The sequence below is a fragment of the Gemmatirosa kalamazoonensis genome (assembly GCF_000522985.1).
In the GTDB taxonomy this organism is placed as follows: Bacteria; Gemmatimonadota; Gemmatimonadetes; order Gemmatimonadales; family Gemmatimonadaceae; genus Gemmatirosa; species Gemmatirosa kalamazoonensis.
Window position 1 is genome coordinate 604,496 of the sequence record NZ_CP007130.1, and the last position, 26,622, is coordinate 631,117.

At 74.4% G+C, this 26,622-nt stretch carries 7 protein-coding genes and 1 pseudogene; all 8 read right to left on the reverse strand.

What is annotated here, in order from left to right:
* Positions 1 to 49: 49 nt before the first annotated feature.
* The 8 genes and pseudogenes from J421_RS30340 to J421_RS30375 all read right to left on the reverse strand — a co-directional run bounded on the left by J421_RS30340 (position 50) and on the right by J421_RS30375 (position 26,617).
* Positions 50 to 919, reverse strand: coding sequence for a carboxylesterase family protein (locus tag J421_RS30340; protein WP_025414889.1), 870 nt, complete (start codon positions 917 to 919; stop codon positions 50 to 52).
* 153 nt (positions 920 to 1,072) lie between these two features.
* Entirely contained in the window at positions 1,073 to 1,897 is an 825-nt protein-coding gene (locus J421_RS30345; RefSeq protein ID WP_104023516.1) for a carboxylesterase family protein, read from the reverse strand.
* Positions 1,898 to 1,899: 2 nt separating this feature from the next.
* Positions 1,900 to 2,649 carry a 4'-phosphopantetheinyl transferase family protein gene (locus J421_RS30350; RefSeq protein WP_025414891.1) on the reverse strand — a complete coding sequence of 250 codons (750 nt, stop codon included), beginning with the start codon at positions 2,647 to 2,649 and terminating at the stop codon, positions 1,900 to 1,902.
* The gene (locus tag J421_RS30355) at positions 2,646 to 6,935 is read right to left on the reverse strand and encodes a non-ribosomal peptide synthetase (protein WP_025414892.1); all 4,290 of its coding nucleotides are present in this window, start codon (positions 6,933 to 6,935) and stop codon (positions 2,646 to 2,648) included. Before J421_RS30355 ends, J421_RS30350 begins: the two co-directional genes overlap by 4 nt.
* Complete coding sequence (locus J421_RS30360; RefSeq protein WP_025414893.1) at positions 6,932 to 10,165, reverse strand: non-ribosomal peptide synthetase; 3,234 nt, start codon at positions 10,163 to 10,165, stop codon at positions 6,932 to 6,934. The genes J421_RS30355 and J421_RS30360 overlap by 4 nt, the downstream gene beginning before the upstream one ends.
* Positions 10,166 to 10,362: 197 nt before the next feature.
* Positions 10,363 to 13,509, reverse strand: a pseudogene (locus J421_RS30365) (non-ribosomal peptide synthetase); the annotation flags it as partial.
* An 8-nt stretch (positions 13,510 to 13,517) separates the two neighbouring features.
* Positions 13,518 to 23,327, reverse strand: a complete 9,810-nt coding sequence (locus tag J421_RS30370) for a non-ribosomal peptide synthetase (protein ID WP_025414895.1) — start codon at positions 23,325 to 23,327, stop codon at positions 13,518 to 13,520.
* The gene (locus J421_RS30375) at positions 23,324 to 26,617 is read right to left on the reverse strand and encodes a non-ribosomal peptide synthetase (RefSeq protein WP_148306641.1); all 3,294 of its coding nucleotides are present in this window, start codon (positions 26,615 to 26,617) and stop codon (positions 23,324 to 23,326) included. Before J421_RS30375 ends, J421_RS30370 begins: the two co-directional genes overlap by 4 nt.
* Between the last annotated feature and the right edge of the window lie 5 nt (positions 26,618 to 26,622).

Here is a 26,622-nt window from a genome sequence, read left to right on the forward strand (position 1 = left end):
GTTGTCCTCTGCGGCCCTCCGCGTCCCTCTGCGGTTCAAACGAAAAGCGTCAGCGATGCTGCGCGAACATCCACGTGTAGAGATCCGGCGTCGCGTACGCCGTGTCCCACGTGTTCTCGCTGTGCGTGCCGGTGGGGTACTCGGTGTACTTCACGGTGCCGCCGGCGCTCTGCAGCGCGGCGACCATGGCGCGCGGCAGCGCGACGCTGAACTGCGCGTCGTTGTGGCCGTGGAAGAGCCACATCGGCACCGTGCGCAGCGCCTGCGCGACCGCCGGGAACGACGACTGCGCCGCGGCGGTCGACACGCCGAGGATCTCGGCGTCGGCCGGGGCGCACGAGATCGGCACGAACGCGGCGAAGCGCGTCGGGCTGCGGTACGCGATGGTGTACGCGAGCACGCCGCCGAACGAGATGCCGGTGAGGTACTCGCGCTTCGGGTCGATGCGATACGTCGCCACGACCTGATCGAGCGCCGCCGTCGCGATCGCGAGCATCGTCTCGCGCGGGAACGTCTCGCCGGCCGGGATCTGCGGGAACACGCCGAACGCGGGGAACGTCGCCGCCTGCGCCTTCACGACGAGCGCGAGCCCCTGCTGCACCTGCAGGTTGCCGTCGCTGCCGCGTCCGTGGCCGCCATGGAGCGCCATCACCACCGGCCACGTCGTGCCCGTGGTGTACGCCGCGGGGACGAAGACCTGGTACGGGTAGGCCACGCCGCCGACCGTCACGGTGCGCTTCACGAACGTCCCCGCCTCGGGCACCGTGGTGCCGGTCGTGCTCGTTCCCCCACCCGACGGCGTCGTGACCGCGGGGGTGCCGCTCAGCAGCTCGGTCGGGGATCCGCCCCCGCCGCACGCCGCGACCGACACGATCGTGCAGGCGAACAGGGCGAACAGGCTCCGGACATCGCCGCGCATTTTCCCTCCGAGAAGTGGCAGACACCGACGGCCGCGCACGCGCGGCTCCCATGCGTTCTACCCGGTCGGACGCGCCCCGGTCTCGTGCGACCGCAGCCGGATGGGCCGCGGCGTGACGGGGCGCACGCTCGCGGCGAACTTCTCCGACGTGAGCTACCGGTGCTGCGCCAGGAGCCAGTCGAACAGCCCCGGGGTCTCGTAGGCCTCGTGCCAGATGTCGTGGGTGCCGTCCGGCAGCTCGGTGTACCGGACCGGCGCGCCCATGTCCTGCCGGATGCGGACGATCCGGCGCGCGCTCGCCACCGGGATGCTCCCGTCGCGACGGCCGTGGAAGAGCCACATCGGCACCGGGCCGGCGCGCTGGATCACGGCGTGGAGCACGGAGTCGGCGTTCGCCCCGGCCGGACGGTCGGTGAGACAGACGACGCACACCTCGCCGGAGACGGGCACGTACGCCGCGAACCGGCTCGGGTTCTCCGCCAGCAGCTCGTAGCCCAGCTTCGCGCCGAACGAGTAGCCGGTGAGATAGGTGCGCGCGCTGTCGCCGTGGAACTCGCGCGTCGCGTCGTCGAGCGCGCGCATGGCGATGCGGGCGAAGATCGCGCGCCCGACCCCGTGCTCCAGCTTCGGCGCCTGCGGGAACACGACGATGGCCGGGAAGCTGTCCCGCCGCGCCCGCACCGTCTCGCCGAGGCCGGCGAGCGTCTGCTGCTGCCCGTCGGTCCCCATGGCGCCCGAACCGTGGAGGTACAGGATCACCGGCAGCCGACGCTCGGCGTCGTACGCGCGGGGAACGAAGACCTGGTACCGGTAGTCCACGCCGCCGTCGCGCACGGTGCGCATCACGAAGCCGTCGCCGGTCGCGGTGGCAGTGCGGGGTGGCAGGGTCGCGGCGTGGGCGGTGCGCGGCCCGTGGTCCCGGCCGGTGCACGCGGCGAGCAGGACGAACACGATCGGAGCGAGCGAGAGACGAGGCATGGTCATCTGCTACCCCACCCCGTCGCGGGCGGCTCCAGCAGATTGAGAGCTCTTAGCGGCGCGGCGGCGACGAGTGCCGCGCTGTAGCCGGGGGCGGCTGCGAGCCCGGTGATCGCCCAGCGTCCCGTGGCCTCGACGTCGAGCCGGTCGGCGACGAGCGCGGCCGCGCCGCCGGGCGCGAACGGGACGTCGAAGTGCCGCAGGCCGCGCGTGATGCCGTGGCCCGTCGCCTTCAGGTACGCCTCCTTCCGCGACCAGGTGGCGAAGAAGCCCTCGACGACGCGCGCGTCGTCCTCGCGGAGCGCGTGCAGCGCCCCCAGCTCCGCGGGGGAGAAGAATCGCTCGGCCAGCTCCAGGCACTCCACGGCCCGGTCCCAGCGCTCGACGTCGACGCCCACCGGCCCGTGCGCGGCGACGGCGACGAGCGCGAGGTCGCCGGAATGCGAGAGGTTGAACTCGAGCGCGGCGTCGCGGAGGAACGGCTTGCCGTGCTCCCCCACCCCGAACGCGAGCGCCGACGGCGCCGCGTCGAGATACGCGGCGAGCACGCGCCGCAGCCAGCCGTGGGCGACGCCGAAGCGGACCCGGTCGGCCGGGCGGTGGAAGCGGTCCATGCGCGCGCGCTCGTCGTCGGAGAGCAGCGCGCGCAGCGCGGGCAGCTCGTCGGCGGCGTCGAGCCGGACGCGCCAGACGTGCGCGTCACCCGGTCGCAGCGCGGGCGGCGCGGCGACCGCACGCCAGCCGTCGGTCACGAGCGATCGGCGTCGCGCACGACGGCGGCGAGCCGCTCGGCGAACGCGGGCAGATGACGCGTGATGAGCCCCACGTGCGACGACGGGACCTCGCTCACGCGCACCCCGCGCACGAGCCGCCCCCATCCACGCGTGGGATCGCGCCGCGCGCCGAGCACCTCGCTCGCCCAGACGACGTGCACCGCGCCGGCGTACGGCCGCTGTACGTACGCGACCGCCGCGCGCTGCTGGTGGAGCAGCGTGGCGAGCCCCGGCCCGGCCGCGCCGGCGCCCATGAGCCGCTCGTCCTCGCCGAGCCGCGCGTCGACCGGCGGCGCGCCGTCAGGCGCGGCGGCGGGGGCCGCGTTAGGCACTCCGTTAGGCCGCGTACCGGCCAGGCGGCGCCGGACGTTGCGCGACACCCACGCGAGCTGCTCGCCGAGCGGCCGGCGCGCGACGTCGACCACGCGGCCACGGTAGTAGCGCGCGCTGCGCAGGATCCCCGCGCGGCGGTCGAGTCGCCGCGCGCTCGGCGTGAGCGCGTCGACCGCGGCGAGCAGCGGCACGAGCCGACGGAACGGCGCGTTCAGCGCGGCGGTGTCGACGAGGACGAGCAGCTCCACGCGCTCGCCGGCGGCGGCGAGCTGCTGCGCGATCTCGTACGCCACGAGCCCGCCGACGCAGAACCCACCGACGAGATACGGGCCGTGCGGCCGCACGCGGCGCAGCTCCGCGACGTGGCGGCGCGCCATCGCCTCGATCGTCGCCGGCGCCTCGGTGCCGTGCGGCGCGTCGGGGCGCACCGTCGGCAGCACGATGAGCGGCCGCTCGGGCAGGTACCGCGCGAGCCGGCGACAGTACCACCCGCCGCCGCGCACGTCGCCGTGCACGAACACGAGCGGCGTGCCCGCGGCGTCGGGGTTCAGCACGACGAGCGGCGGCTCGCCCGCCGCCTCCACCTCGCCGGCGAGCACGCGCGCGAGCGCCTCGATGGTGCTGTGCTCGAACAGCGTGGCGACGGCGAGCCGGTGCCCGCGCACGCGCTCGATCTCGACGAGCATGCGCATGGCGAGCAGCGAGTGGCCGCCGACGGCGAAGAAGTCGTCGTGGATGCCGATCGGGCGATGGCGGAGCAGCGACTCCCAGATCTCCACCAGCTCGTGCTCGAGCGTCGTGCGCGGCGGCGCGTACGGCGTGGCGGAGCCGGTGGACTCGGCGCCCGCGGGCGCGGGGAGCGCGCGGCGGTCGGCCTTGCCGTTCGCGTTCAGCGGGATGGCGTCGAGCGCGACGAACACCGCCGGGACCATGTACTCGGGAAGCTGGGCGCGCAGGAACTCGCGCAGCGCCGCGGCGTCGTCGGCCGCGCCGGGCTGGTAGGCGACGTACGCGACGAGCCGCTTGTCACCCGGCACGTCCTCGCGCAACAGCACCACGCACTGCCGCACCGCGCGATGCCGCGCGAGCGCTTCCTCGATCTCGCCGAGCTCGATGCGGAAGCCGCGCAGCTTGACCTGGTTGTCGATGCGCCCGAGGTACTCGACGATGCCATCGGCGCGGAGGCGGGCGAGATCTCCCGTCCGATAGACTCGGGACTCGGGACTCGGGACTCGGGACTCGGACGCTTCTCCCTCCCGAGTCCCGAGTCCCGAGTCCCGAGTCCCGAACGGATCTCGGATGAACTTCTCCGCCGTGAGCTCCGCCCGATTGCGGTAGCCGCGCGCGACCTGCACGCCGCCGATGAGCAGCTCGCCGGGGATGCCCAACGGCTGGCGCTCGAGCGTGTCCGGGTGCACGACGTAGACGCGCGCGTTGTCGATCGGCCGGCCGATCGGCACCGGCGATCCGTCGTGCGGCCCGTCGACGCGCGGGTCGTGCGTCCACGACGTCGCGTACACCGTGCACTCGGTGGGGCCGTACAGGTTCGTGAGCTTCACCGGTGCGATGCGATCGAGGCGCGCGAGCAGGTCGCCGGGAAGCGCCTCGCCGCCGGAGACGAGCAGCCGCAGCCGGCTCAGCGCCTCCGCCGACGGCGTCTCCAGCACCATCTGCAGCTGCGACGGCACGAGCTGCATGATCGTGACGCCGTCGCGTGTGACGGTGCCCATCAGGTAGTCGGGATCCTGATGGCCGCCCGGCTTCGCGAGCAAGAGCCGCACGCCGGCGACGAGCGGGAGGAAGAACTCCCAGATCGACGCGTCGAAGCTCGCCGGGGCCTTCTGCAGCACGCAGTCGTCGGCGCGCAGCGGGAACGCGCGCTGCATCCACTCGACGTAGTTGACGACCGCGCGATGCGGGATCATCACGCCTTTCGGCCGCCCGGTGGAGCCGGAGGTGTAGATGACGTACGCGAGGTCGCTCGGGGCCGCGTCGTTAGGCAGCCGGTCGCCGCTCTCGCGCGCGATCTCGGGCCAGCACGCGTCGAGCTCGAGGACGTTCGTCGCACTCGGCGGGAGCACGCCGCGGTGCGCGCGGTCGGTGAGCACCACCGGGGCCGCGGAGTCCTCGAGCATGTACGCGATGCGGTCCTCGGGGTAGTCCGGATCGAGCGGCACGTAGTGGCCGCCCGCCTTCATCGCCGCGAGCTGGCCCACCACGAGCTCGAACGACCGCTCGAAGCAGAGCGCGACGCCGACGCCGGGCCCGACGCCCTCGCGCTTCAGCCGGCGCGCGAGCCGGTTCGCGCGCGCATCGAGCTCGGCGAACGTCAGCGTCTCGCGGCCGACCTGGAGCGCGATCGCGTTAGGCACGCGGTCGACCGCGGCCTCGATGCGGGCGATCAGCGTGCTGTCGTGCGAGTACTCGCGCGCCGTGTCGTTCCACGCGTCCATCCGCGCGCGCTCGGCGGCGCCGATGAGCGGCAGCCGCGTGACCGGCGTGTCCGGCGCGGCGACGATCCCCTCGAGCAGCGTGCGGAGATGGTCGAGCATCCGCTCCATGCGGTCGCGGTCGAACGCGTCGGTGCGGTACTCGAGTACCACCGCGAGCCCGTCGGCGCGGTCGGCGGCCGAGAGGCTCACGTCGGCCTTCGTCCATCCGCCGTCGGCGGCGAAGCGCTCCACCTGCACGCCGGCGAGCCCCAGCCGCTCGGGGCGGTCGTCGTGCAGCGTGAACAGCGACTGGAACAGCGGCGCCGTGCTGCCGCCGCGCGCCGACGCCAGCTCGAGCACGAGCTTCTCGTACGGCACCTCCTGATGGTCGAACGCGGCGAGGCTCGTCTCGCGCACGCGCGCGAGGTGCTCGGCGAACGTCGGCGCGCCGCCGAGTCGCGCGCGCACGACGAGCGTGTCCGCGAAGTAGCCGACGAGTCCCTCGACCTCGGGCCGCGTGCGGCCGGCGATCGGCGTGCCCACCAGCACGTCGTCCTGCCCCGTATAGCGCGCGAGCAGCACCTGCCACGCGGCGAGCAGCGTCATGAACAGCGTCGCGTCGTGCGCGCGGGCGAGCGCCTTCAGCGCGGCCGCGAGCTCCGGCGGGAACAGCGCCTGCACGCGCGCCCCCTCGGCCGACGGCAGACCGGAGAGTGGCCGGTCGGTCGGCAGCTCGAGCGCGTGCGGCGCGCCGGCGAGCGTGTCGCGCCAGAACGCGAGCAGCCGCTCGAGCCGCTCGCCCGACAGGTGCTCGCGCTGCCACGCGGCGAAGTCGCCGTACTGGATCGGCAGCGGCGGCAGCTCGGCGTCGACGTCGGCGAGCGCGGCCTCGTAGGACGCGGCGAGCTCGCGGAACATCACGCCGCGCGACCAGCCGTCGCTCGCGATGTGGTGCGAGACGAGGACGAGCACGTGCTCGTCGTCGCCGACGCGGAACAGCGCGGCGCGCAGCAGCTGGTCGCGCGCGAGGTCGAACGGCTCGCGCATCACGTCGCGCGCGCGGTCGGCGACGACCGCCTCGCCTGCCTCTCGCAGATCTTCCACGCGCAGCGTCACCGGGCGCGCGGGACGCACCTCCTGCACCGGGCCGTCGTCCGTGGCGCGCACGACGGAGCGGTAGATCTCGTGCCGCTCGACGTGCGCGTCGAGCGCGCGCTGGAGCGCGCGCACGTCGAGCGGCCCGCGCAGGCGGTAGGCGCGCGGCGCGTTGTACGCGAAGAAGCCGGGGTTCGCGGCCTGGAGCAGCCAGAGCAGCTCCTGCGCGAACGACAGCGGCGCCGGCGTGCCCGCCGGTCGGCGCGGGATGCCGGTGCGCGCGGCCGGCGGCGCGTAGTCGACGGGCAGGCCGGCGGCCTTGAGGAAGAGCGCCCGCTTCGCGGGCGACATCTTCGCGAGCCGCTCCTCCAGCGCCCTGTCCAGGGCCGGGGCGCCCTCGCTCACGTCGTGCCGCTCCCCTCTTCGAGCAGGCGCAGCGCGTCCTCCTCGCTCATCTCCTCGAGCGCGGCGAGGCGCAGCTCGGTGTCGATGCGCGACGCGAGCTGCTCCACCGTCGGCGTCTCGAACAGCGCGCGGATGGGGAGGCGGATGCCGAACGTCTTGCTGATCTTGCCGAGCATCCGGATGGCCATGAGCGAGTGGCCGCCGAGGTCCATGAAGTTGTCGGTCACGCCGACGCGCTCCTTCTTCAGGACGTCCGCCCAGATCGCGGCGAGCTGCTCCTCGGTCGGCGTACGCGGGGCGACATAGGTGTCGACCGCCGCGGCGCTCGCGTCGGGGGCCGGGAGCGCGCGCTTGTCGACCTTGCCGTTCGGCGTCAGCGGCAGCGTGTCGAGCAGCACCACCGCGCTCGGCACCATGTACTCCGGCAGCTGCGCCGCCAGCCACTCGATCAGCTTCTCGCGCGTCGGCCGGTCGCTGTGGCTCACCGCGTAACCCGCCTGCTTCGGCACCGCGTACGCCACGAGCGCCTCGTCCCGCAGCACGACGACGGCCTGCGCGACGCCGGGATTCGCGCGCAGGACCTGCTCGATCTCGCCCAGCTCCACGCGGAAGCCACGCACCTTCACCTGATCGTCCACGCGGCCGAGGAACTCGATGCTGCCATCGGGGAGGCGGCGCACGCGGTCGCCCGTGCGGTACACGCGCTCGCCTTTGAACGTCACGAACCGCTCGGCGGTCAGATCGTCCCGCTTCAGGTACCCACGCGCGACACCGGCGCCGCCGATCAGCAGCTCGCCGGGGATCCCGACTGGCTGCTCGTTGCCGAACGTGTCGACCACGTACGCATGCGTGTTCGCGAGCGGCTTGCCTAACGGCACGGTCGGGCCGCCTAACGAGTCGGGTGTCACCTCGTGGGTCAGCACGCCGACGGTGGTCTCCGTGGGCCCATAGTGATTGAGCACCCGGCACGTCCCGGCGTTCAGGAACGTCCGCGCGACTTCCGGCCGCAGTGCCTCGCCGCCGACGACGAGCCACTGGCGGGGCAGCGCCCCGAGTGCCTGCCCGTGGTTCGGCGTCGCCTTGATCACGTCGAGCGGGTGCGCCGCGACGTACTCCGCGAACCGCGCGGGATCCGTCGTCACCTCCTTGGAGAGCACGTGCAGCGTGCCGCCCGCGATGAGCGACGGCAGAAGCGCGGTGTTGCCGAGGTCGGCCGCGAGCGTGCTGACCATGCCGAACTGCAGCCCATCGAGCGTGCCGAGCACCCGCGCGATCGCGCGCGCGTAGTGCACCGCGTTCGCGTGCGTGACGGCGACGCCCTTCGGCGTGCCCGTCGACCCGGAGGTGTAGAGCACGTACGCCAGATCGCCCGGCGTCGCCGTGCGCTCGAGACTCGTGTCCGCGAGGACGCCTAACGCCGCGGCATCGAGCGTGACCGCCTGCACGGCTGCAGGCAGCTTCGCCGCACCCACCGCATCGGTCACCACGACCTTGGCTCCGCTCTCGGTGAGCTGGGTCGCGAGACGGGCCGCCGGGGCGTCCACCGAGAGCGGCATGTACGCGCCGCCCGCCTTGAGGATGCCCAACAGGCCGACGATCGCGTCGGCCGAGCGGTCGAGCAGCAGGCCGACCGGCGCGTTAGGCACCACGCCGAGCGAGTGGAGATGGCGCGCGAGCCGGTTCGTGCGCGCGTCGAGATCCGCGTACGACAGGGCCGCGTCCGCGCCGACGACCGCCGTGCGCTCCGGCACGCGCGCCGCCTCCGCCTCGAACAGCGCGACCAACGTCGCCGGCGCGCCCGTGTCGGCGGCCGTGTCGTTCCATGCCGCGAGCTGCGTCCGCTCCGACTCCGTGAGCAGCGGGATCCGCGACACGCGAACGTCGGCGTCGGCCACCGCCGCCTCCAGCACCTGCTTCACGTGCGCGAGGAACCGCTCGACCGAGTCGGGCCGATGCAGGTCCGTGCGCGCGCGCAGCGTGAGCGCGAGGCCGTCGGGGCGGTCGCTCATGAACAGCGTGAGGTCGAACTTCGTCGTCGCCGCGTCGAGGCCGAACGGCTCCAGCACCACCTCGCCCATGCGCGGCGACGGGAGCTGCGACGAGTCGAGCTGGGTGAGCACGACCTGGAACAGCGGCGCGACGCCGACCGCGGTGCGGCCCTCGAGCTCCAGCACGAGCTTCTCGAACGGCACGTCCTGGTGATCGTACGCACCGAGCGCGCTCTCGCGCAGGCGCGACAGCAGCGCGCCGAACGTCGGATCGGCGGCGAAGCGCGCGCGCTGCACGATGGTGTTCGCGAGATACCCGATGAGCCCTTCCGTCTCCGGCTGCGCGCGCCCCGCGATCGGCGACCCGACGAGCACGTCCTGCTGCCCGGTGTAGCGGTGCAGCACGGTCGCATACGCCGCGAGGATCACCATGTACGGCGTCGCGTCGTGGCGCTGGCCGAGCTTGCGAATGCCGTCGCGCAGCGCGGCGTCGAGGTGCACCGTGCGCGCGACGCCCTCGTACCTCGAGACGTTCGGCCGCGCGAAGTCGGTCGGGAGCCGCAGCACGTGCTCCGCGTCGCCGAGCTCCTCGCGCCACCAGCCGAGCAGCGAGGCGAGCCGGTCGCCCTGGAGCTGCTCGCGCTGCCAGATCGCGTAGTCGGCGAACTGGATGGGAAGCGCCGGAAGATCCGCGTCGCGCCCCGCCGCGAGCGCCTCGTAGAGCGCGGCGAGCTCGCGGAACACGACGTCGCGCGACCAGCCGTCGAACGCGATGTGGTGCGACTCGAACAGCAGCACGTGTTCGTCGGCGGCGAGGCGCAGCAGCGTCACGCGCAGCAGCAGATCCGACGCGAGGTCGAACGGCCGCGCGCTCCGCTCGCGCACCACGCGCAGCGCCTCCGCCTCGCGCGCGTCGGCGGCGAGCGACGAGAGGTCGACGACGTCGAACGGCACGGGCCGCGGCGGGTGGATCACCTGCACCGCCTGGTCGTCGTGCGTCGCGTACGTGGTGCGCAGGATCTCGTGGCGCGCGACGAGCGCGTCGAACGCGCGATGCAGCGCGTCGACGTCGAGCGGGCCGCGGAGACGCCGCGTGCGCGGGATGTTGTAGGCGACGTTGCCGGGCGCGGCGCGGTCGGCGAGCCACAGCAGCTCCTGGGCGAACGACGCCGGGAGCATGACGGTCTCGCTGGCCGCGGTGAACGGCGGCGTGGCGTGCGGGTCGAGCGTGGAACCGGACATCTGCACTCCTCAGTGGCTCGCGCCGGCGGGGGGGGGCCGGCGGGGGCGGGCTTACCGATACGATAGGCGTCGCGCGACACGCTGCCGATACCGCCCGACGGGCCGGCCGGCGGCGTGCCCGCACCGCGCTCGGCGTCGATGCGCGCGGCGAGCTGCTCGACGGTGGGGGTCTCGAACAGGGTGCGCAGCGCGAGCCGCACGCCGAACGTCTTGCTGATGCGGCCCAGCACGCGGATGGCCATGAGCGAGTGGCCGCCGAGGTCCATGAAGTTGTCGGTCACGCCGACGCGCTCCTTCTTCAGCACCTCGGCCCAGATGGTCGCGAGCTGCTCCTCGGTCGGCGTGCGCGGGGCGACGTAGGTGTCGGCCGCCGCGGCGCTCGCGTCGGGGGCCGGGAGCGCGCGCTTGTCGACCTTGCCGTTCGGCGTCAGCGGCAGCGCGTCGAGCAGCACGACCGCGCTCGGCACCATGTATTCCGGCAGCTGCGCGGCCAGCCACTCGACCAGCTTCTCGCGCGTCGGCCGATCCGAGTGCGACACCGCGTAGCCTGCCTGCTTCGGCACCGCGTACGCCACCAGTTCTTCCTCATTGAGGACGACGACGGCCTGCGCCACGCCGGGATTCGCGCGCAGCACCTGCTCGATCTCGCCCAGCTCCACGCGGAAGCCGCGCACCTTCACCTGATCGTCCACGCGGCCCAGGAACTCGATGCTTCCATCCGGGAGCCGCCTCACGCGGTCCCCGGTGCGGTAGACACGCTCGCCATGGAACGCGACGAACCGCTCGGCCGTCAGGTCGTCGCGGTTGAGGTACCCGCGCGCCACACCCGCGCCCCCGATCAGCAGCTCGCCGGGAATCCCCACCGGCTGCTCATTGCCGAACGTGTCGACCACGTACGCGTGCGTGTTCGCGAGCGGCTTGCCTAACGGCACCGTCTGCCCGCTCAACGAGGCCGTGGTGACCTCGTGGGTGAGGACGCCGACGGTGGTCTCGGTCGGGCCATAGTGATTGAGCACCCGGCACGTCCCCGCGTTCAGGAACGTCCGCGCGACTTCCGGTCGCAGTGCCTCGCCGCCGACGACCAGCCACTGACGGGGCAGCGCCCCGAGTGCCTGCGCGTGGTTCGGCGTCGCCTTGATCACGTCGAGCGGATGCGCCGCGACGTACTCCGCGAACCGCGCCGGATCCGTCGTCACGTCCTTCGAGAGCACGTGTAGCGTCCCGCCCGCGATGAGCGAGGGCAGGAGCGCCGTGTTCCCGAGGTCCGCGGCGAGCGTGCTCACCATGCCGAACTGCAGCCCATCGAGCGTGCCGAGCACCCGCGAGATCGCGCGCGCATAGTGCACCGCGTTCGCGTGCGTCACGGCGACACCCTTGGGCGTGCCCGTCGAGCCCGACGTGTAGAGCACATACGCGAGATCGTCCGGCGTCGCCGTCGGCTCGATGCTGGCGCCCGAAAGCGCGCCTAACGAATCGAGCGTGACCGCCTGCACGGATGCCGGCAGCTTCCCGGCCCCGGCCGCGTCGGTGACGACGACCTTGGCCCCGCTCTCCGTGAGCTGCGTCGCGAGCCGCGCCCCCGGCGCCTCGACCGACAGCGGCATGTACGCCCCGCCCGCCTTGAGGATGCCGAACAGCCCGACGATCGCCTCGGCCGAGCGATCGAGCAGCAAGCCCACGGGCGCGTTAGGCGTCACGCCCAACGACCGCAGCTGCCCCGCGAGCGCGTTCGCCCGCGCGTTCAGCTGCGCGTACGACAGCGCCGCGTCCGCGCCGACGACCGCCGTGCGCTCCGGCACCCGCGCCGCCTGCGCCTCGAACAGCGCGACGAGCGTGGCGGGAGCGCCCTCGTCCGCCGCGGTCTCGTTCCACGCCGCCAGCTCCGCGCGCTCCGCCGCCGTCGCCAGAGGCATGCGCGACACGCGCTGCGTCGCGTCGGCCGCCGCGCTCTCCAGCACCGTCGCGAGATGGCCGAGGAACCGCTGGATCGTCGCCGGCTCGAACAGCTCCGAGCGATACTGCGCCACGAGCTGCAGCCCGTCCGCGCGCTCGGACACGAGCAGCGTGAGGTCGAACTTCGTCGCCGCCATGTCGACGCCGAACGGCTCGACGGTCACGCCGTCGAGCGCGAGCGCGGTCGACGCGCCGGTGTCCTGCATCGTGAGCACGACCTCGAACAGCGGCGCGTCGGCCAACCGCTCCTGCCCCTGGCGCAGCTCGAGCACGAGCTTCTCCAGCGGCACCTCCTGATGGTCGTACGCGCCGAGCGCGCTCGCGCGCACGCGGCCGAGCAGCTCGGCGAACGTGGGGTCGCCGGTGAAGTCGGCGCGCTGCACGAGCGTGTTGTTCAGGTACCCGACCACCGACTCCAGCTCGCGCGCCGAGCGGCCCGCGCTCCCCGAGCCGATCAGGACGTTCGCGCGGCCGGTGTAGCGGTGCAGGACGGTCGCGTAGGCCGCGAGCAGCACCATGTACAGCGTCGCGTCGTGGCGCTGGGCGAGCGCGCGCACCGCGGCGAGCGTGTCCGCCGACAGCGTCGCGGTCGCGCGCGCGCCGGCGAACGTCGGCACCGCCGCGCGCGGACGGTCGGTGGGGAGCGCGAGCGGCTCCGTCGCCTCGCCGAGCTGCGCGCGCCAGAACGCGAGGAGCTTCTCCAGCCGCTCACCCGAGAGCTGCGCGCGCTGCCACGCCGCGAAGTCGCCGAACTGCACCGGCACCTCGGGCAGCGACGCTTCCCGCCCGCCCCGGAACGCCGCGTACGCCGGGGCCAGCTCGCGGAGCAGGATGCCTAACGACCAGCCGTCGAGCACGATGTGGTGCGACTCCAGCAGCAGCACGTGGTCCGCGGGGCCGAGCACGAGCAGCGTGGCGCGGAACAGGTGCTCCTTCGCGAGGTCGAACGGCCGGCGGCCGCGCTCGCGCGACACGCGCTCCGCCTCGCGCTCGGGCCACGCCGCGCCGCTCAGATCCACGACGTCGAGCGCGACGGGCGCCGGCGGGTCGACGAGCAGGCGGTGCTCGCCGTCGACGTCGGCGAAGCGCACGCGCAGCGACTCGTGCCGTGCGGCGAGCAGCGACAGCGCGCGCTCCAGCGCCGCGACGTCGAGCGCGCCGCGCAGGCGGCGCGACACCATGAGGTTGTACGCCGTCATGCCCGGCGTCGCGCGATCGAGGAGCCACAGCAGCTCCTGCGAGAACGACATGGGCACCGGCGCGTCCGGCGCGCGGCGCGGGATCCCGGCGCCCGCCGACGCGTCGATCCCCTCGGCGTCCAGCAGGTCGGCGAGGAGATCGAGGTCGTCGTCGAAGCGATCCGGCGCGTCGCCGGCGGAATGGTGCGTCATGGTCGTGGTTACCGCGGGTCGGTGCTGGACTTCTCGCGCCGGAGACGCTCGCGCTCCTCCGGCGTCATCTGCTGCGCGCGGCGGAAGAGCCGCGCGATCGTCGTCGTCTGGCCGGCCTTCGGCTCGAGCTCCGCGAGCGCCCGCGCCACCCCAGCCACGGTGGGCGCCTCGAAGAAGCGTCGCAACGGGAGCGAGGTGCGGAAGATCCGGCTCACCTGCCCCGCGATCCGCGTCGCGAGCAGCGAGTGGCCGCCGAGGTCGAAGAAGCTCGTCTCGATCCCCACGCGGTCGCGCGCGAGGACCTCGCGCCACACGCCGGCGACCACCGCCTCCACGTCGTCGCGCGGCTCCAACAGCTCGTGCGCGGGCGCCGCCACCTCGGGCGCCGGCAGCGCCGCGCGATCGAGCTTCCCACTCGGCGTCAGCGGGAGCGCGTCGAGCCGCACGAGCGCGGCCGGCACCATGAACGTCGGAAGCCGACCGCGCAGCGCGGCGAGCAGCGCCGCCGCACCCGGGTCGCCGCCGGCCGCGGCGCAGTAGTAGCCGACGAGCGCCTCCGCGTCGCCGACGTCGCGCCGCACCGTGACCGCGGCCGACGCGACGCCCGGCTGCGCCGCGAGCAGGCTCTCGATCTCGCCGAGCTCGATGCGGTAGCCGCGCAGCTTCACCTGCTGGTCGAGGCGCCCGAGGTAGTCGAGCTGCCGGTCGGCGCGCCAGCGCACGCGGTCACCACTGCGGTACATCGTGGCGCCACCGCCGACGAACGGATCCGACACGAAGCGCTCGCGCGTGAGCTCCGGGCGGTTGAGGTACCCCGCCCCGACCCCGAGCCCGCCGATGAACAGCTCCCCGGGCACCCCCACCGGCACGGGCGCGCCGGCGGCGTCGAGCACGTACGTGCGGCACCCGGGCAGGGGCCCGCCGATCGGGATCCCGCGCACGCGGTCGCCGAGGCGCGCCATCGTCGGCATCACCGTCACCTCGGTGGGCCCGTACGCGTTGAAGAGCCGCCTGCCGGGCGCCCACCGCTCGACGATGTCCGCGCCGCACGCCTCGCCGCCGGAAAGCACCGTGCGGAGCGCCGGCACGCGCGACGGGTCGATCGCCCGCAGCATGACCGGCGGCAGCAGCGTCGCGGTGATCCCCTCCGCGGCGATCATCGTCGCGAGCGCGTCGGGGTCCGTCTGCACCTCCTTCGACACGAGGTGCAGGCACCCGCCCTGGCACAGCGACCAGAGGATCTCGAGCACCGACGCGTCGAAGCTGAGCGCGGAGAACTGGAGCACGCGCTCGTCGGGCGTCACGCCGAGCTCCTGGCCCAACGCGCTGGCGAGGTTGCACGCGCCGCGGTGGCGCAGCAGCGCGCCCTTCGGCCGCCCCGTGGAGCCTGACGTGTAGATGACGTACGCGAGGTCCTCGGCCCCGGCGCCGCCGTCGAGGCGCGCGTCGACGGCGCCTAACGACTCGTCGTCGGCGAAGACGAGGGTCCCCGCCTCCGGCACGCGCCCGACGAGCGCGCGCTGCGTGAGCAGCACGGGCGCGCCCGAGTCCTGCACCATGAACGCGAGCCGCTCGCGGGGGTAGTCGGGGTCGAGCGGGAGGTACGCGCCGCCGGCCTTCATCACCGCCAGCGCGCCAATCGGGAACTCCATCGAGCGCTCGACGCACAGCCCGACGATCGTGCCGCGTGACACGCCCGCCGCGCGCAGTCGGTGGGCGAGCGCGTTCGCCCGCCGCTCCACCTGCGCGTACGTGAGGCGCTGCTCGCCGAAGCGGAGCGCGACCGCGTCGGGGCACCGCTGCGCCCAGCGCTCGAACATCCCGTGCACGGTGGGCGCGAGCTGTTGCACCGCCGGCCGCGCGCTCCACGCGAGCAGCGCCGCGCGCTCCGCCGCCGTGGCGAGCGCCAGCCGCGACACGCGCTCGTCAGGCGCGGCCGCCGCCGCCTCGATGAGGGTGCCTAACTGCGCGACGAGCCGCGCGACCGTCGCCTCGTCGAGCAGGTCGCGGCGGTACTCGACGGCGGCGCGCAGCCCATCGGGGCGCTCGGCCATCAGCAGCGACAGGTCGAACTTCGACGCGCCGACGTCGACGCCCAGCGGCTCCATCGTCGCGACGCCGAGCCGCTCGGGCGCCTCGTGCACATCCTGCACGCTGAACATCACGCGGAACAGCGTGGCCTCTGCCGCCGGCGCGCCCGCGCGCAGCTCGCGCACCAGGCGCTCATACGGCAGCGCCGCGTGCTCGAGCGCGCGCAGCGCGGCGTCTCGCGTGCGCGCGAGCAGCTCGGCGAATGTCGGGTCGTCGTCGAAGCGCGCACGGAGCGCCAGCGCGTTCACGAGGTGCCCGACGAGCGGCTCCGTCTCCCGACGCGCGCGGCCCGACACCGGCGCGCCGACCACGAGGTCGTCCTGCGCGCTGACGCGGAACAGCAGCGACTGGAACGCCGTGAGCAGCACCGCGAACGGCGTCGCGCCGTAGCGCGCGGCGAGCGCGCGCGCCGCGTCGCGCGTCACCGCGGGAAGCGTGACCGCGTACCGGGCGCCGGGCCCGCCCGCCGACGCCGAGCGCGGGTGGTCGAACGGCAGGTCGATCACGGCGGGCGCACCGCGCAACGCCTCGCGCCAGAACGCGAGCGCCGGTGCGGCGCGCTCGTCGTCCACGCGGGCGCGCTCCCACGCCGCCACGTCCGCGATGTGCACGTCGAGCGGCGGCAGCTCGTGCCCGCGCCCTTCGTAGTACGCGGCGAGGTCGCGCAGCAGCGGGACGATCGAGCCGCCGTCGAAGACCGCGTGGTGCGCGACGAACAGCAGCACGGCGTCGTCCGCGGCGCGGCGCACGAGGCCCACGCGGAACACCGGGCCTGCGGCGAGGTCGAACGGCCGCGCCGCGATCTCGCGCAGCGCGTCGGCGGCCGCGGCGTCGTCGGCCGCGTCGACGAGCTCGAGACCGACCGGGCGGGACGGGTCGACGACCTGGCGCGGCCCGCCGCTCGTCTCGACGAACGTCGTGCGCAGCGCCTCGTGGCGGGCAACGAGCGCGCCCAACGCGGCCTCGAGTCGCGCCACGTCGAGCGGCCCGCGCACGCGCCGTGCGAGCGGGACGTTGTACGCCGCGGTGCCGGGCGCCATCTGCTCGTGCAGCCAGAGCAGCTCCTGCGCGAATGAGAGCGGTGCCGGCCCCTGATCCGCGCGCCGCGGGATGCGAGCCTCGGCGCCGGCCGTACCGCCCTCCGCCAGCCGCCGCACCACGAGCGCGGCGAGATCGGCCACCGTCCGCGCCTCGAACAGCGCGCCGATCGTGAGCCGCACCGGCACCACATCGGCGAGCCGCGCGATCACGCGCATGGCGAGCAGCGAGTGCCCGCCCAGCGCGAAGAAGTCGTCGTCCACGCCCACGCGCTCGACGCCCAGCGCGCCGGCCCACGCGTCGGCGATCTGCGCCTCGAGCGGCGAGCGCGGCGCGGTGTACGGCCGAGCCGCGGCGGCGACCGCCTCGGCCGACGGCGCCGGAAGCGCACGGCGGTCCACCTTGCCGTTCGGCGTCAGCGGCAGCGCGCCGAGCACCATCACGGCGTTAGGCACCATGTACTCGGGCAGCGCCGCGCGCAGCCGCTCGCGCGCCGCGCCGAGCACCGCGTCCGCCGCGGCGGCATCGTCGAGCACCACGTAGCCCACGAGCTGCGCGTCGCCGCTCTCCGCGCGCCGCGCCGCGACCGCCGCCTGCGCCACGCCCGCGGTGCGCGCGAGCACGCTCTCGATCTCACCGAGCTCGATGCGATAGCCGCGCACCTTCACCTGATCGTCGAGGCGGCCGAGGTACTCCAGCCGGCCGTCGACGTGGCGGCGCACGAGATCGCCGGTGCGATACATCCTCGGTGCCTCGGCGCTCCACGCTCCACGCTCCACGCTCGCTTCCACGTCCGTCGGACCGAGCGTGGAGCGTGGAGCGTGGAGCGTGGCAGGGGCGAACGGATCCGGGACGAATCGCTCGGCCGTGAGATCTGGCCGACCGTGATAGCCGTGCGCGAGCCCCGCGCCGCCGATCCACAGCTCGCCCGGCACGCCGAGCGGCGCCGGCTCGCCGGTCGGCTCCAGCACGTACAGCGTGGTGTTCGCGAGCGGCTCGCCTAACGATATCGGGCCCGGCGTCGCGACGTGCGCGCGCGTCGACCAGATCGTCGTCTCCGTCGGGCCATACACGTTCCACAGCGCGGCGCCGCGCGGCACGAGTGACTCGGCCAGCCCCGGCGGCCACGCCTCGCCGCCGCACAGCATCGTGAGCGTCGGCGTGCCGCTCCAGCCGGTCTCCAGGAGCAGGCGCCACGTCGCGGGCGTCGCCTGCAGCATCACACCGCGCGCGCGCGCCGCGGTGCGCTCGACGAGCGCGCGCAGCGCCGCGCCATCGACCGCGGTCGCGCGCGACGCGAGCACGACCTCCGCGCCGGTCACGAGCGGCAGCCACAGCTCCAGCCCCGCGATGTCGAAGCTGATCGTCGTCACCGCGACGAGCGCGTCGCCGGCCGCGAGCCCCGGGCGCTCGGCCATGCTGGCGAGGAAGTTCGCCAGCGCGCGGTGCGGGATCATGACGCCCTTCGGCCGCCCCGTGGAGCCGGAGGTGTACAGCACGTACGCGAGCGACTCCGCGTCGACGTCGCACGGCGCGAGCGCGTCGATCGGGTCGCCGCTCGCCCACGTCACGCTCTCGATCCGCTCGATGGGCGCCTCCACGGCCGGCAGCCGCGGCGCCGACTCGGCGTCGGTGAGCACCGCGCGCACGCCGGCGTCGCCGAGCACGTGCGCGATGCGCTCGGCCGGGTACGACGCGTCGACGGGCACGTAGGCCGCGCCGGCGCGCAGCACGCCGAGCAGCGCCGGGACGAGCGACGCGCTCCGCTCGACGCACACGCCGACGCGGTCGCCGGGCCGCACGCCTAACGATTCGAGCCGCCGCGCGACGAGCGCCGAGCGGCGCGCGAGCTCGGCGTACGTCAGCGTCTCGTCCTCGGCGCGGACGGCGACGGCGGCGGGCGACGCGGCGGCCACGGCGAGCACGCGCGCCGGCACCGTCCACGCGGGGAGCGGGCGCGCCGTGTCGTTCCACCGCTGCAGAACCGTCAGGCGCTCCGCCGCGTCGAGCAGCGGCAGCCGGCTCACGGCCACGTTCGCGTCGCGCGACGCGGCCTCGAGCAGCGTCGCATAGTGCGCGAGCAGCCGGTCGATCGTCGCCGCGTCGAACAGGTCGGTGTTGTACTCCGCCACGGTGACGAAGCCGCCGTCGGGAGCGGAGCGCACGACGAGCGTGAGCTCGAACTTCGCCGTCTCCTTCGCCACGCGCGCCGGCGCGACGTCGAGGCCGGGGATCCGCGGCGGCCCGCCGAGACCGTCGAGGAGCTGGAACGCGACCTGGAAGATCGGGCTGCGGCTGCGGTCGCGCGTCGGCTGCACGCGCTCGACGACCTGCTCGAACGGCACGTCCTGGTGCGCGAGCGCCTCGGCGGCCGCGTCGCGCACCTGCGCGAGCAGCGCGGCGAACGGCGCGCCCGCATCCACCGCGACGCGCACGGCGAGCGTGTTCATGAACAGCCCGACGATCGGCTCCAGCTCCGTGCGCCGACGCCCCGACGTGATCGAACCGATCGCGAAGTCCGCCTGTCCGGTGTACCGGTGCAGCACCGCGGCGAACGCGGCGAGGCACGTCGCGTACGGGGTCGCGCCGCGCGCGCGGGCGAGCGCGCGCACGCCCTCGGCCACCGCGGCGGGGACGTGCCGCTCGCGCTTCGCGCCGGCGACGGTCTGCACGGCGGGACGCGGCCGGTCCGTCGGCAGCTCCAGCGGCGCGACGCCCGTTAGGCGCGCGCCCCAGTAGTCGAGCTGACGCGCCGCGGCGGGCGACTGCAGCGCGCGGCGCTGCCACACCGCGTAGTCGGCGTACTGCAGCCCGAGCGGCGCGAGCGCGTCGCCCGCGTACGCGCGCCCGATCTCGTCGAGCAGCACGCCCATCGACCAGCCGTCGGCGACGATGTGGTGCAGCGTGAGCAGCAGCACGTGCTCGTCGTCGGCCGTGCGCAGCAGCGCGGCGCGCACGAGCGGCCCGGCGGCGAGATCGAACGGCGCGTTCGCGTGGGCCGAGCTCTCGGCCGCCACGCGCGCGTCGCGCGCCTCGGGCGCGAGCGCGCGCAGGTCCGTCACCGGCAGCGGCACGCGCAGCGTGGGGAGGATCACCTGCGCCGGCGCGTCGTCGCGCAGCGCGAACACGGTGCGCAGCGCCTCGTGCCGCGCGACCACGGCATTCAGCGCGTGCTCGAGCTTCGCGGCGTCGAGCGCGCCCGTCAGGCGCAGCGCGACCGGCAGCGTGTACGCCGCCGACTCGGCGTCGATCTGGTCGAGGATCCAGAACCGCTGCTGCTGGAACGACGTCGGCAGCACCGGCGTGTCGCCGTCGCATGCGACCGGCACGAGCGGATGCGCGTCGTCGTCCGCCGCCACGCCCGACAGCTCGTCGACGAGCGCCGCCACGCGCGCCACGGTCGCGCCGCGCAGCAGCTCGTCGAGCGGCACGTGTACGCCCAGCTCGTGGCGGATGCGGCCGAGGACGCGCATCGCGAGCAGCGAGTGGCCGCCGAGGTCGAGGAAGCCGTCGTCCACGCTCACCGCGGGCAGCGAGAACGCGTCGGCCCACATCTCCGCGATGCGGCGCTCGGTCGGCGTGCGCGGCGCGACGATCTCTCGCGCCGCACGCGCCTCCGGCAACAGCGCGACGAGCGCCTTGCGGTCCGCCTTGCCGCTCGGCGTGAGTGGCAGCGCGTCCAGCGTCACGAACTGCGACGGCACCATGTGCGGCGGCAGCGACGCGCCGAGCGTGTCGCGCAGCGCTTCCGCGTCAGGCACCACGGCGTCCGGTTCGGCGACGACACACGCGACGAGCTGCGGGCCGGTGACGGCGTCGTCGCGCACGACGACCACCGCCTGCGCGATGCCGGGCACGCCGGTGAGCGCGCTCTCGATCTCCCCGAGCTCGATGCGGAAGCCGCGAATCTTGACCTGGAAGTCGAGCCGCCCGAGGTACTCCACCGTGCCGTCGGGCCGCCACCGCGCGAGGTCGCCGGTGCGATAGAGACGGGACCCGGGACTCGGGACTCGGGACTCGGGCGCTTCTCCCCCCCGAGTCCCGCGTCCCGAGTCCCGCGTCCCGAACGGGTCCGGAACGAACCGCTCGGCGGTCAGCTCGGGGCGGCCATGATAGCCCATCCCCACCTGCACGCCGCCGAGGTACAGCTCCCCGGCGACGCCTAACGGTACGAGCTGGCGGTGCGCGTCGAGGACGTGCAGCGTCGTGTTCGCGACCGGCCGGCCGATCGGCACGACCGCGGGCGGCTCGGGGCTCGGGGGGCACGGCCAGTACGTCACGTCCACCGCGCACTCCGTCGGCCCGTACAGGTTGTGCAGCCGGCTCCCCGGCAGCGCCCGATAGAACCCCGCCACCAGGTCCGGCGCCAGCGCCTCCCCGCTCGCCAGCACGTCCCGCAGCGAGACGCACCCCGCCGCCGTCGGCTCCGCGAGGAACGCGCGCAGCATCGAGGGCACGAAGTGGCACACCGTCACCCCGTGCCGCTGGATCGTCGCCGCCAGGTACGCCGCGTCGCGATGCCCCCCGGGCCGCGCCAGCACGAGCTTCGCCCCGCTCATCAGCGGCCAGAAGAACTCCCACACGCTCACGTCGAAGCTGAACGGCGTCTTCTGCAGCACCACGTCGCCCGCGCCCAACGCGTACTCCGCCTGCATCCACCGCAGCCGGTTCACGATCCCGCGGTGCGCATTGAGCGCCCCCTTCGGCCGCCCCGTCGACCCCGACGTGTAGATCATGTACGCCACATCGTCCGCCGCCGGCCGCGGCAGCGGCACAACGTCATCCGCGTGATCCGCCACATCCGCGCGATCCGCGTCCTCCGCCGCGCCGTCGAGCAGCACGAGGGTCGCCTGGTGCGCCGGCAGCGTCCCCGCCAGCGCCCGCGTCGTCAGCAGCACCGGCGCCCCGGAGTCGGCGAGCATGTACGCCACGCGCTCCGCCGGGTACTCCGGATCGACGGGCACGTACGCCCCCCCCGCCTTCCCCACCGCCACGAGCGCGACCACCAGCTCGACCGAGCGCTCCGCGCACACCGCGACGAGCGCCCCCGCACCCACGCCTAACGCGCGAAGCCGCCGCGCCAGCGCTGCCGCGCGCGCCTCGAGCGCCGCGTACGTCAGCGAGGCACGCTCGTCCACCACCGCGACCGCGTCCGGCGTCCGCGCCGCCTGCTCGGCCAGCAGCGACACCAGCGTCGCGTCCTCGCTGCCCAACGATCGCGCCGTGTCGTTCCACTCGGCGAGCTGCGCGCGCTCCACGGCGGTGAGCAGCGGCAGCCGCGACACCGGCCGCTCGGGCTCCGCCACCGCACCGGCGAGCAGCACGCCGAAGTGCTCCGCCATGCGCGCGATCGTCGGCGCGTCGAACAGGTCGGTGCGGTACTCGATCATGCCGTCGTAGCCGCGCGTCGTCTCGCGCAGGCCGAGCACGAGCTCGAACTTCGCGCTGCCGAAGTCCGTCGGCACCACCGACGCCTCGACGCCGTGCAGCGCCGGTGCGGCGATCTCGCCCGTCGCGAGCTGGAAGCTCACCTGCGCGAGCGCGCCCGCGCCGCCCGTCCCGAGCTCCGCGGCCACGAGGTCGAGCGGCACGTCCTGGTGCTCGAACGCCTGCATGCTCGTGTCGCGCACGCGCGCGACGAGCGCCGCGAACGTCGGGTCGTCGTGCAGCGCCGTCCGCAGCACCACGAGGTTCGGGAAGTAGCCGACCACGCGCTGCAGCTCCGGCAGCGCGCGCGCGGACACCGGCGTCCCCACGGCGACGTCGTCCTGCCCGGTATACCGCGCGAGCAGGGCCTGGAACGCGGCGAGCAGCGTCATGAACGGCGTCGCGCCGTGCGCCCGCGACAGCGCACGCACCCGCTCGGCCAGCTCCGCCGGAAGCGTGAAGCGGTGGCGCGCGCCGGCGAACGACGGCGTCGCGGCGCGCGGCCGGTCGGTCGGCAGCTCCAGCCGCGTCAGGCCGCGCAGCCGCTCGCGCCAGAAGTCGAGCTGCGGCGCGAGCGCGCCCGCGGCGTGCTGCGCGCGCTGCCACACCGCGTAGTCGGCGTACTGCACGTCGAGCGGCGGCAGCGACTCGCCCGCATAGAGCGCCGCGAGGTCGCCGAACACGACGTCGCGCGACCCCTCGTCGCACACGAGGTGATGCGACACGAGCGCGAGCACGTGGTCGTCGGCGCCGAGTCGCACGAGCAGCGCGCGGAGCTGCGGATCGCGCGCGAGGTCGAACGGGCGGCGCACGAACGTGCCTAACAGATTCTCGAGCGCTCCGTCGTCGCCGGCCGTGAGGTCGGCGCACGCCAGCGCGACGGGTGCGGGCGCGTCGATCACCTGCTCCGGCCCCGCCGCGCCGCGCACGAAGCGCGTGCGCAGCGCCTCGTGCCGCGCCACGAGCCCGTCGAGCGCCCGCCGCAGCGCGGCGACGTCGAGCGGGCCGCGCAGGCGCAGCACGCGGGGGACGTGGTACGCCACGAGCTCGGGGAGCGCCTCGTGGAGGCTCCACAGGAACTCCTGGCCCAACGACAGCGGCGCCCGCGCGGCGTCGGGCCGGCGCGGGATGGTCGTCGCACGCGCCTGCCGCGCCGCCTGGAGCTGCCGCTCCACGAGCGCGCGCCGCTCCGGCGACAGCTGCGCGAGCCGCGCGGCCAGCGCCGGTGTCATCGACGTGCCGCCGCCGTCGGGCGTCGTCATTCCTTCGCCTCGCCGGCGCCCGTGGTGAGGCCGCGCACCTGCTCGTCGGAGAGCCCCTCGATCTCCGCCAGCGCGCGCGCCAGCTCCGCCTCCTCGCGGGCGCGCAGCTCCGTGTCGACGATCGCCGCGATCTGCGTCACGGTCGGCGTCTCGAACAGCGCGCGCAGCGCGAGCCGCACGCCGAGCTCCTTGTTGATGCGTCCGAGCACGCGGATGGCGAGCAGCGAGTGGCCGCCGAGGTCGAGGAAGCTCTCGGTGACGCCGATACGCTCCTTCTTGAGGACGTCCTGCCAGATGCGCGCGACCGTCCCCTCGGTCGGCGTGCGCGGGGCGACGTAGGTGTCGGCCGCCGCGGCGCTCGCGTCGGGGGCCGGGAGCGCGCGCTTGTCCACCTTGCCGTTCGGCGTCAGCGGCAGCGCGTCGAGCAGCACCACCGCGCTCGGCACCATGTACTCCGGCAGCTGCGCCGCCAGCCACTCGACCAGCTTCTCGCGCGTCGGCCGGTCCGAGTGCGACACCGCGTAGCCCGCCTGCTTCGGCACCGCGTATGCCACGAGCGCCTCGTCCCGCAGCACGACGACCGCCTGCGCCACGCCGGGGTTCGCGCGCAGCACCTGCTCGATCTCGCCGAGCTCCACGCGGAAGCCACGCACCTTCACCTGATCATCGACGCGGCCGAGGAACTCGATGCTTCCATCCGGGAGCCGCTTCACGCGGTCACCCGTGCGGTACACGCGCTCGCCATGGAACGCGACGAACCGCTCGGCCGTCAGATCGTCGCGCTTCAGGTAGCCGCGTGCGACACCCGCGCCGCCGATCAGCAGCTCGCCGGGAATCCCCACTGGCTGCTCGTTGCCGTGCGCGTCGACCACGTACGCATGGGTATTCGCGAGCGGCTTGCCTAACGGCACCGTCTGCCCGCTCAACGAGGCCGTGGTGACCTCGTGGGTGAGGACGCCGACGGTGGTCTCGGTCGGACCATAGTGGTTCAGCACCCGGCACGTCCCCGCATTGAGGAACGTCCGCGCGACCTCGGGCCGCAGCGCCTCGCCGCCCACCACGAGCCACGTCGTCGGCAGCGCCGTCCCGAGCGCGACGACGTGGTTCGGCGTCGCCTTGATCACGTCGAGCGGGTGCGCCGCGACATACTCGGCGAACCGCGCCGGGTCCGTCGTCACGTCCTTCGAGAGCACGTGCAGCGTGCCACCCGCGATGAGCGAGGGCAGGAGCGCCGTGTTCCCGAGGTCGGCCGCGAGCGTGCTGACCATGCCGAAGTGCAGCCCGTCGAGCGCGCCGAGCACGCGCGAGATCGTGCGCGCATAGTGCACCGCGTTCGCGTGTGTGACGGCGACGCCCTTCGGCGTGCCCGTCGACCCGGAGGTGTAGAGCACGTACACCAGATCGTCCGGCGCGGCCACAGAGTCGACGTTCGCATCCGACGATGCGCCCGACGCGTCGACGGTCACCGCCTGCACGGACGCGGGCAGCTTCCCGGCCCCGGCCGCATCCGTCACGACGACTTTGGCCCCGCTCTCCGTGAGCTGCGTCGCGAGCCGCCCCGCCGGCGCCTCGACGGAGAGCGGCATGTACGCGCCGCCCGCCTTCAGGATGCCTAACAGCCCGACGACTGCCTCGGCCGAGCGATCGAGCAGCAGGCCGACCGGCGTGTTGGACGACACGCCTAACGACCGGAGCTGCCGCGCGAGCGCGTTCGCCCGCGCGTTCAGCTCCGCATACGACAGCGTCGCGTCCGCGCCGACGACCGCCGCGCGCTCCGGCACCCGCGCGGCCTGCGCCTCGAACGACTCGACGAGCGTGGCGGGAGCGCCGAGCGCCGCGGCCGTGTCGTTCCACGCCGCGAGCTGCGCCCGCTCGCCGGCGGTCAGCAGCGCGATCTTCGAGACGCGCACCTCGGCGTCCGCCACCGCCGCCTCGAGCACGCTCCGCACGTGCCCGAGGAACCGCTCCGCGTACCCCGGCATGAACAGGTCCGTGCGGAAGCCGAGCGCGAGCCGCAGCCCCTGAGGCACCTCGGCTACCAGCAGCGTGAGGTCGAACTTCGTCTGGCCGATGTCGAGGCTCAGGAACTCCAGCGACGCGGCGCCGAGCCGCAGCTCGTCGGGCAGCGTGTCCTCCATCCTCAGCACGCAGGAGAACAGCGGCGCGTGGCTCGGCGTCCCCGGCGCGTCCGCCGCGCGCAGCTCGAGTACCAGCTCCTCGAACGGCACCGCCTCGTGCTCGTACGCGTCCACCGCGTTCTCCGAGATGCGCTCCAGCAGCTCGGCGAACGTCGGATCGTCGGCGAAGCTGGTCCGCATCGCGAGCGTGTTCGCGAAGTAGCCGAGCAGCCCCTCCACCTCCGGGCGCGTGCGGCCGGCGATCGGCGAGCCGGTGATGATGTCCGCCTGTCCGCTGTACCGGTGCAGCACCGTCTGATACGCGGCGAGCAGCACCATGTACGGCGTCGCGCCGTACGACTGCCCGAGCTCGCGCAGCCGCGCCACGAGATCGTTCGGCAGCACGCTGTCGCGGCGCGAGCCCGCGAAGCCCTGCGCCGCCGGACGCGGGAAGTCGGTCGGCAGCTCGAGCGTCGGCAGCGGCTGCGCGAGACGGCCGCGCCAGTAGTCGAGATGCTCGCGCAGCTCCGGCCCCTCCGCCGCCGCGCGCTGCCAGATCGCGAAGTCGGCGTACTGGATCGGCAGCGGCGCGAGCGCAGGGGCGCGCCCGGCCGAAAGCGCGTCGTACGCGGCGCTCAGCTCGCGGAACAGGATTCCCTTCGACCACCCGTCGGAGACGATGTGGTGCGACACGAGCACGAGGATGTGATCGTCGGCCGCCAGACGGATCAGTCGCGCGCGCAGCAGCAGGTCCGCGCCGAGGTCGAAGCACGTCGTCGCCTCCGCCATCACGAGCCGCTCCGCCTCCGCCTCGCGCGCGTCGGCCGGCAGCGACGTGAGATCCACGACCGGCAGCGCGAACGGGCGGTGCGCGTGCACCACCTGCTGCGGCTGGCCGTTGGGCCCGGAGCGGTACGTCGTGCGCAGCAGCTCGTGCCGCGCCACGACCGTGTCCAGCGCGCCGCGGAGCGCCTCGGCGTCGAGCGCCCCGCGCACGCGGATCGCGCGCGGCACGTTGTACGCCGTCAGTCCCGGTGCTGCCCGGTCGAGCAGCCAGAGCAGCTCCTGCGCGAACGACATCGGCGCGACGTCCCCCGCCGTCGTCGCCCGACGCGGGATCCCGCCCTCCTCCGGTCCTGCGCTCTGCCCCGCCATCCGTGCCTCCGTCGTCATCGCCC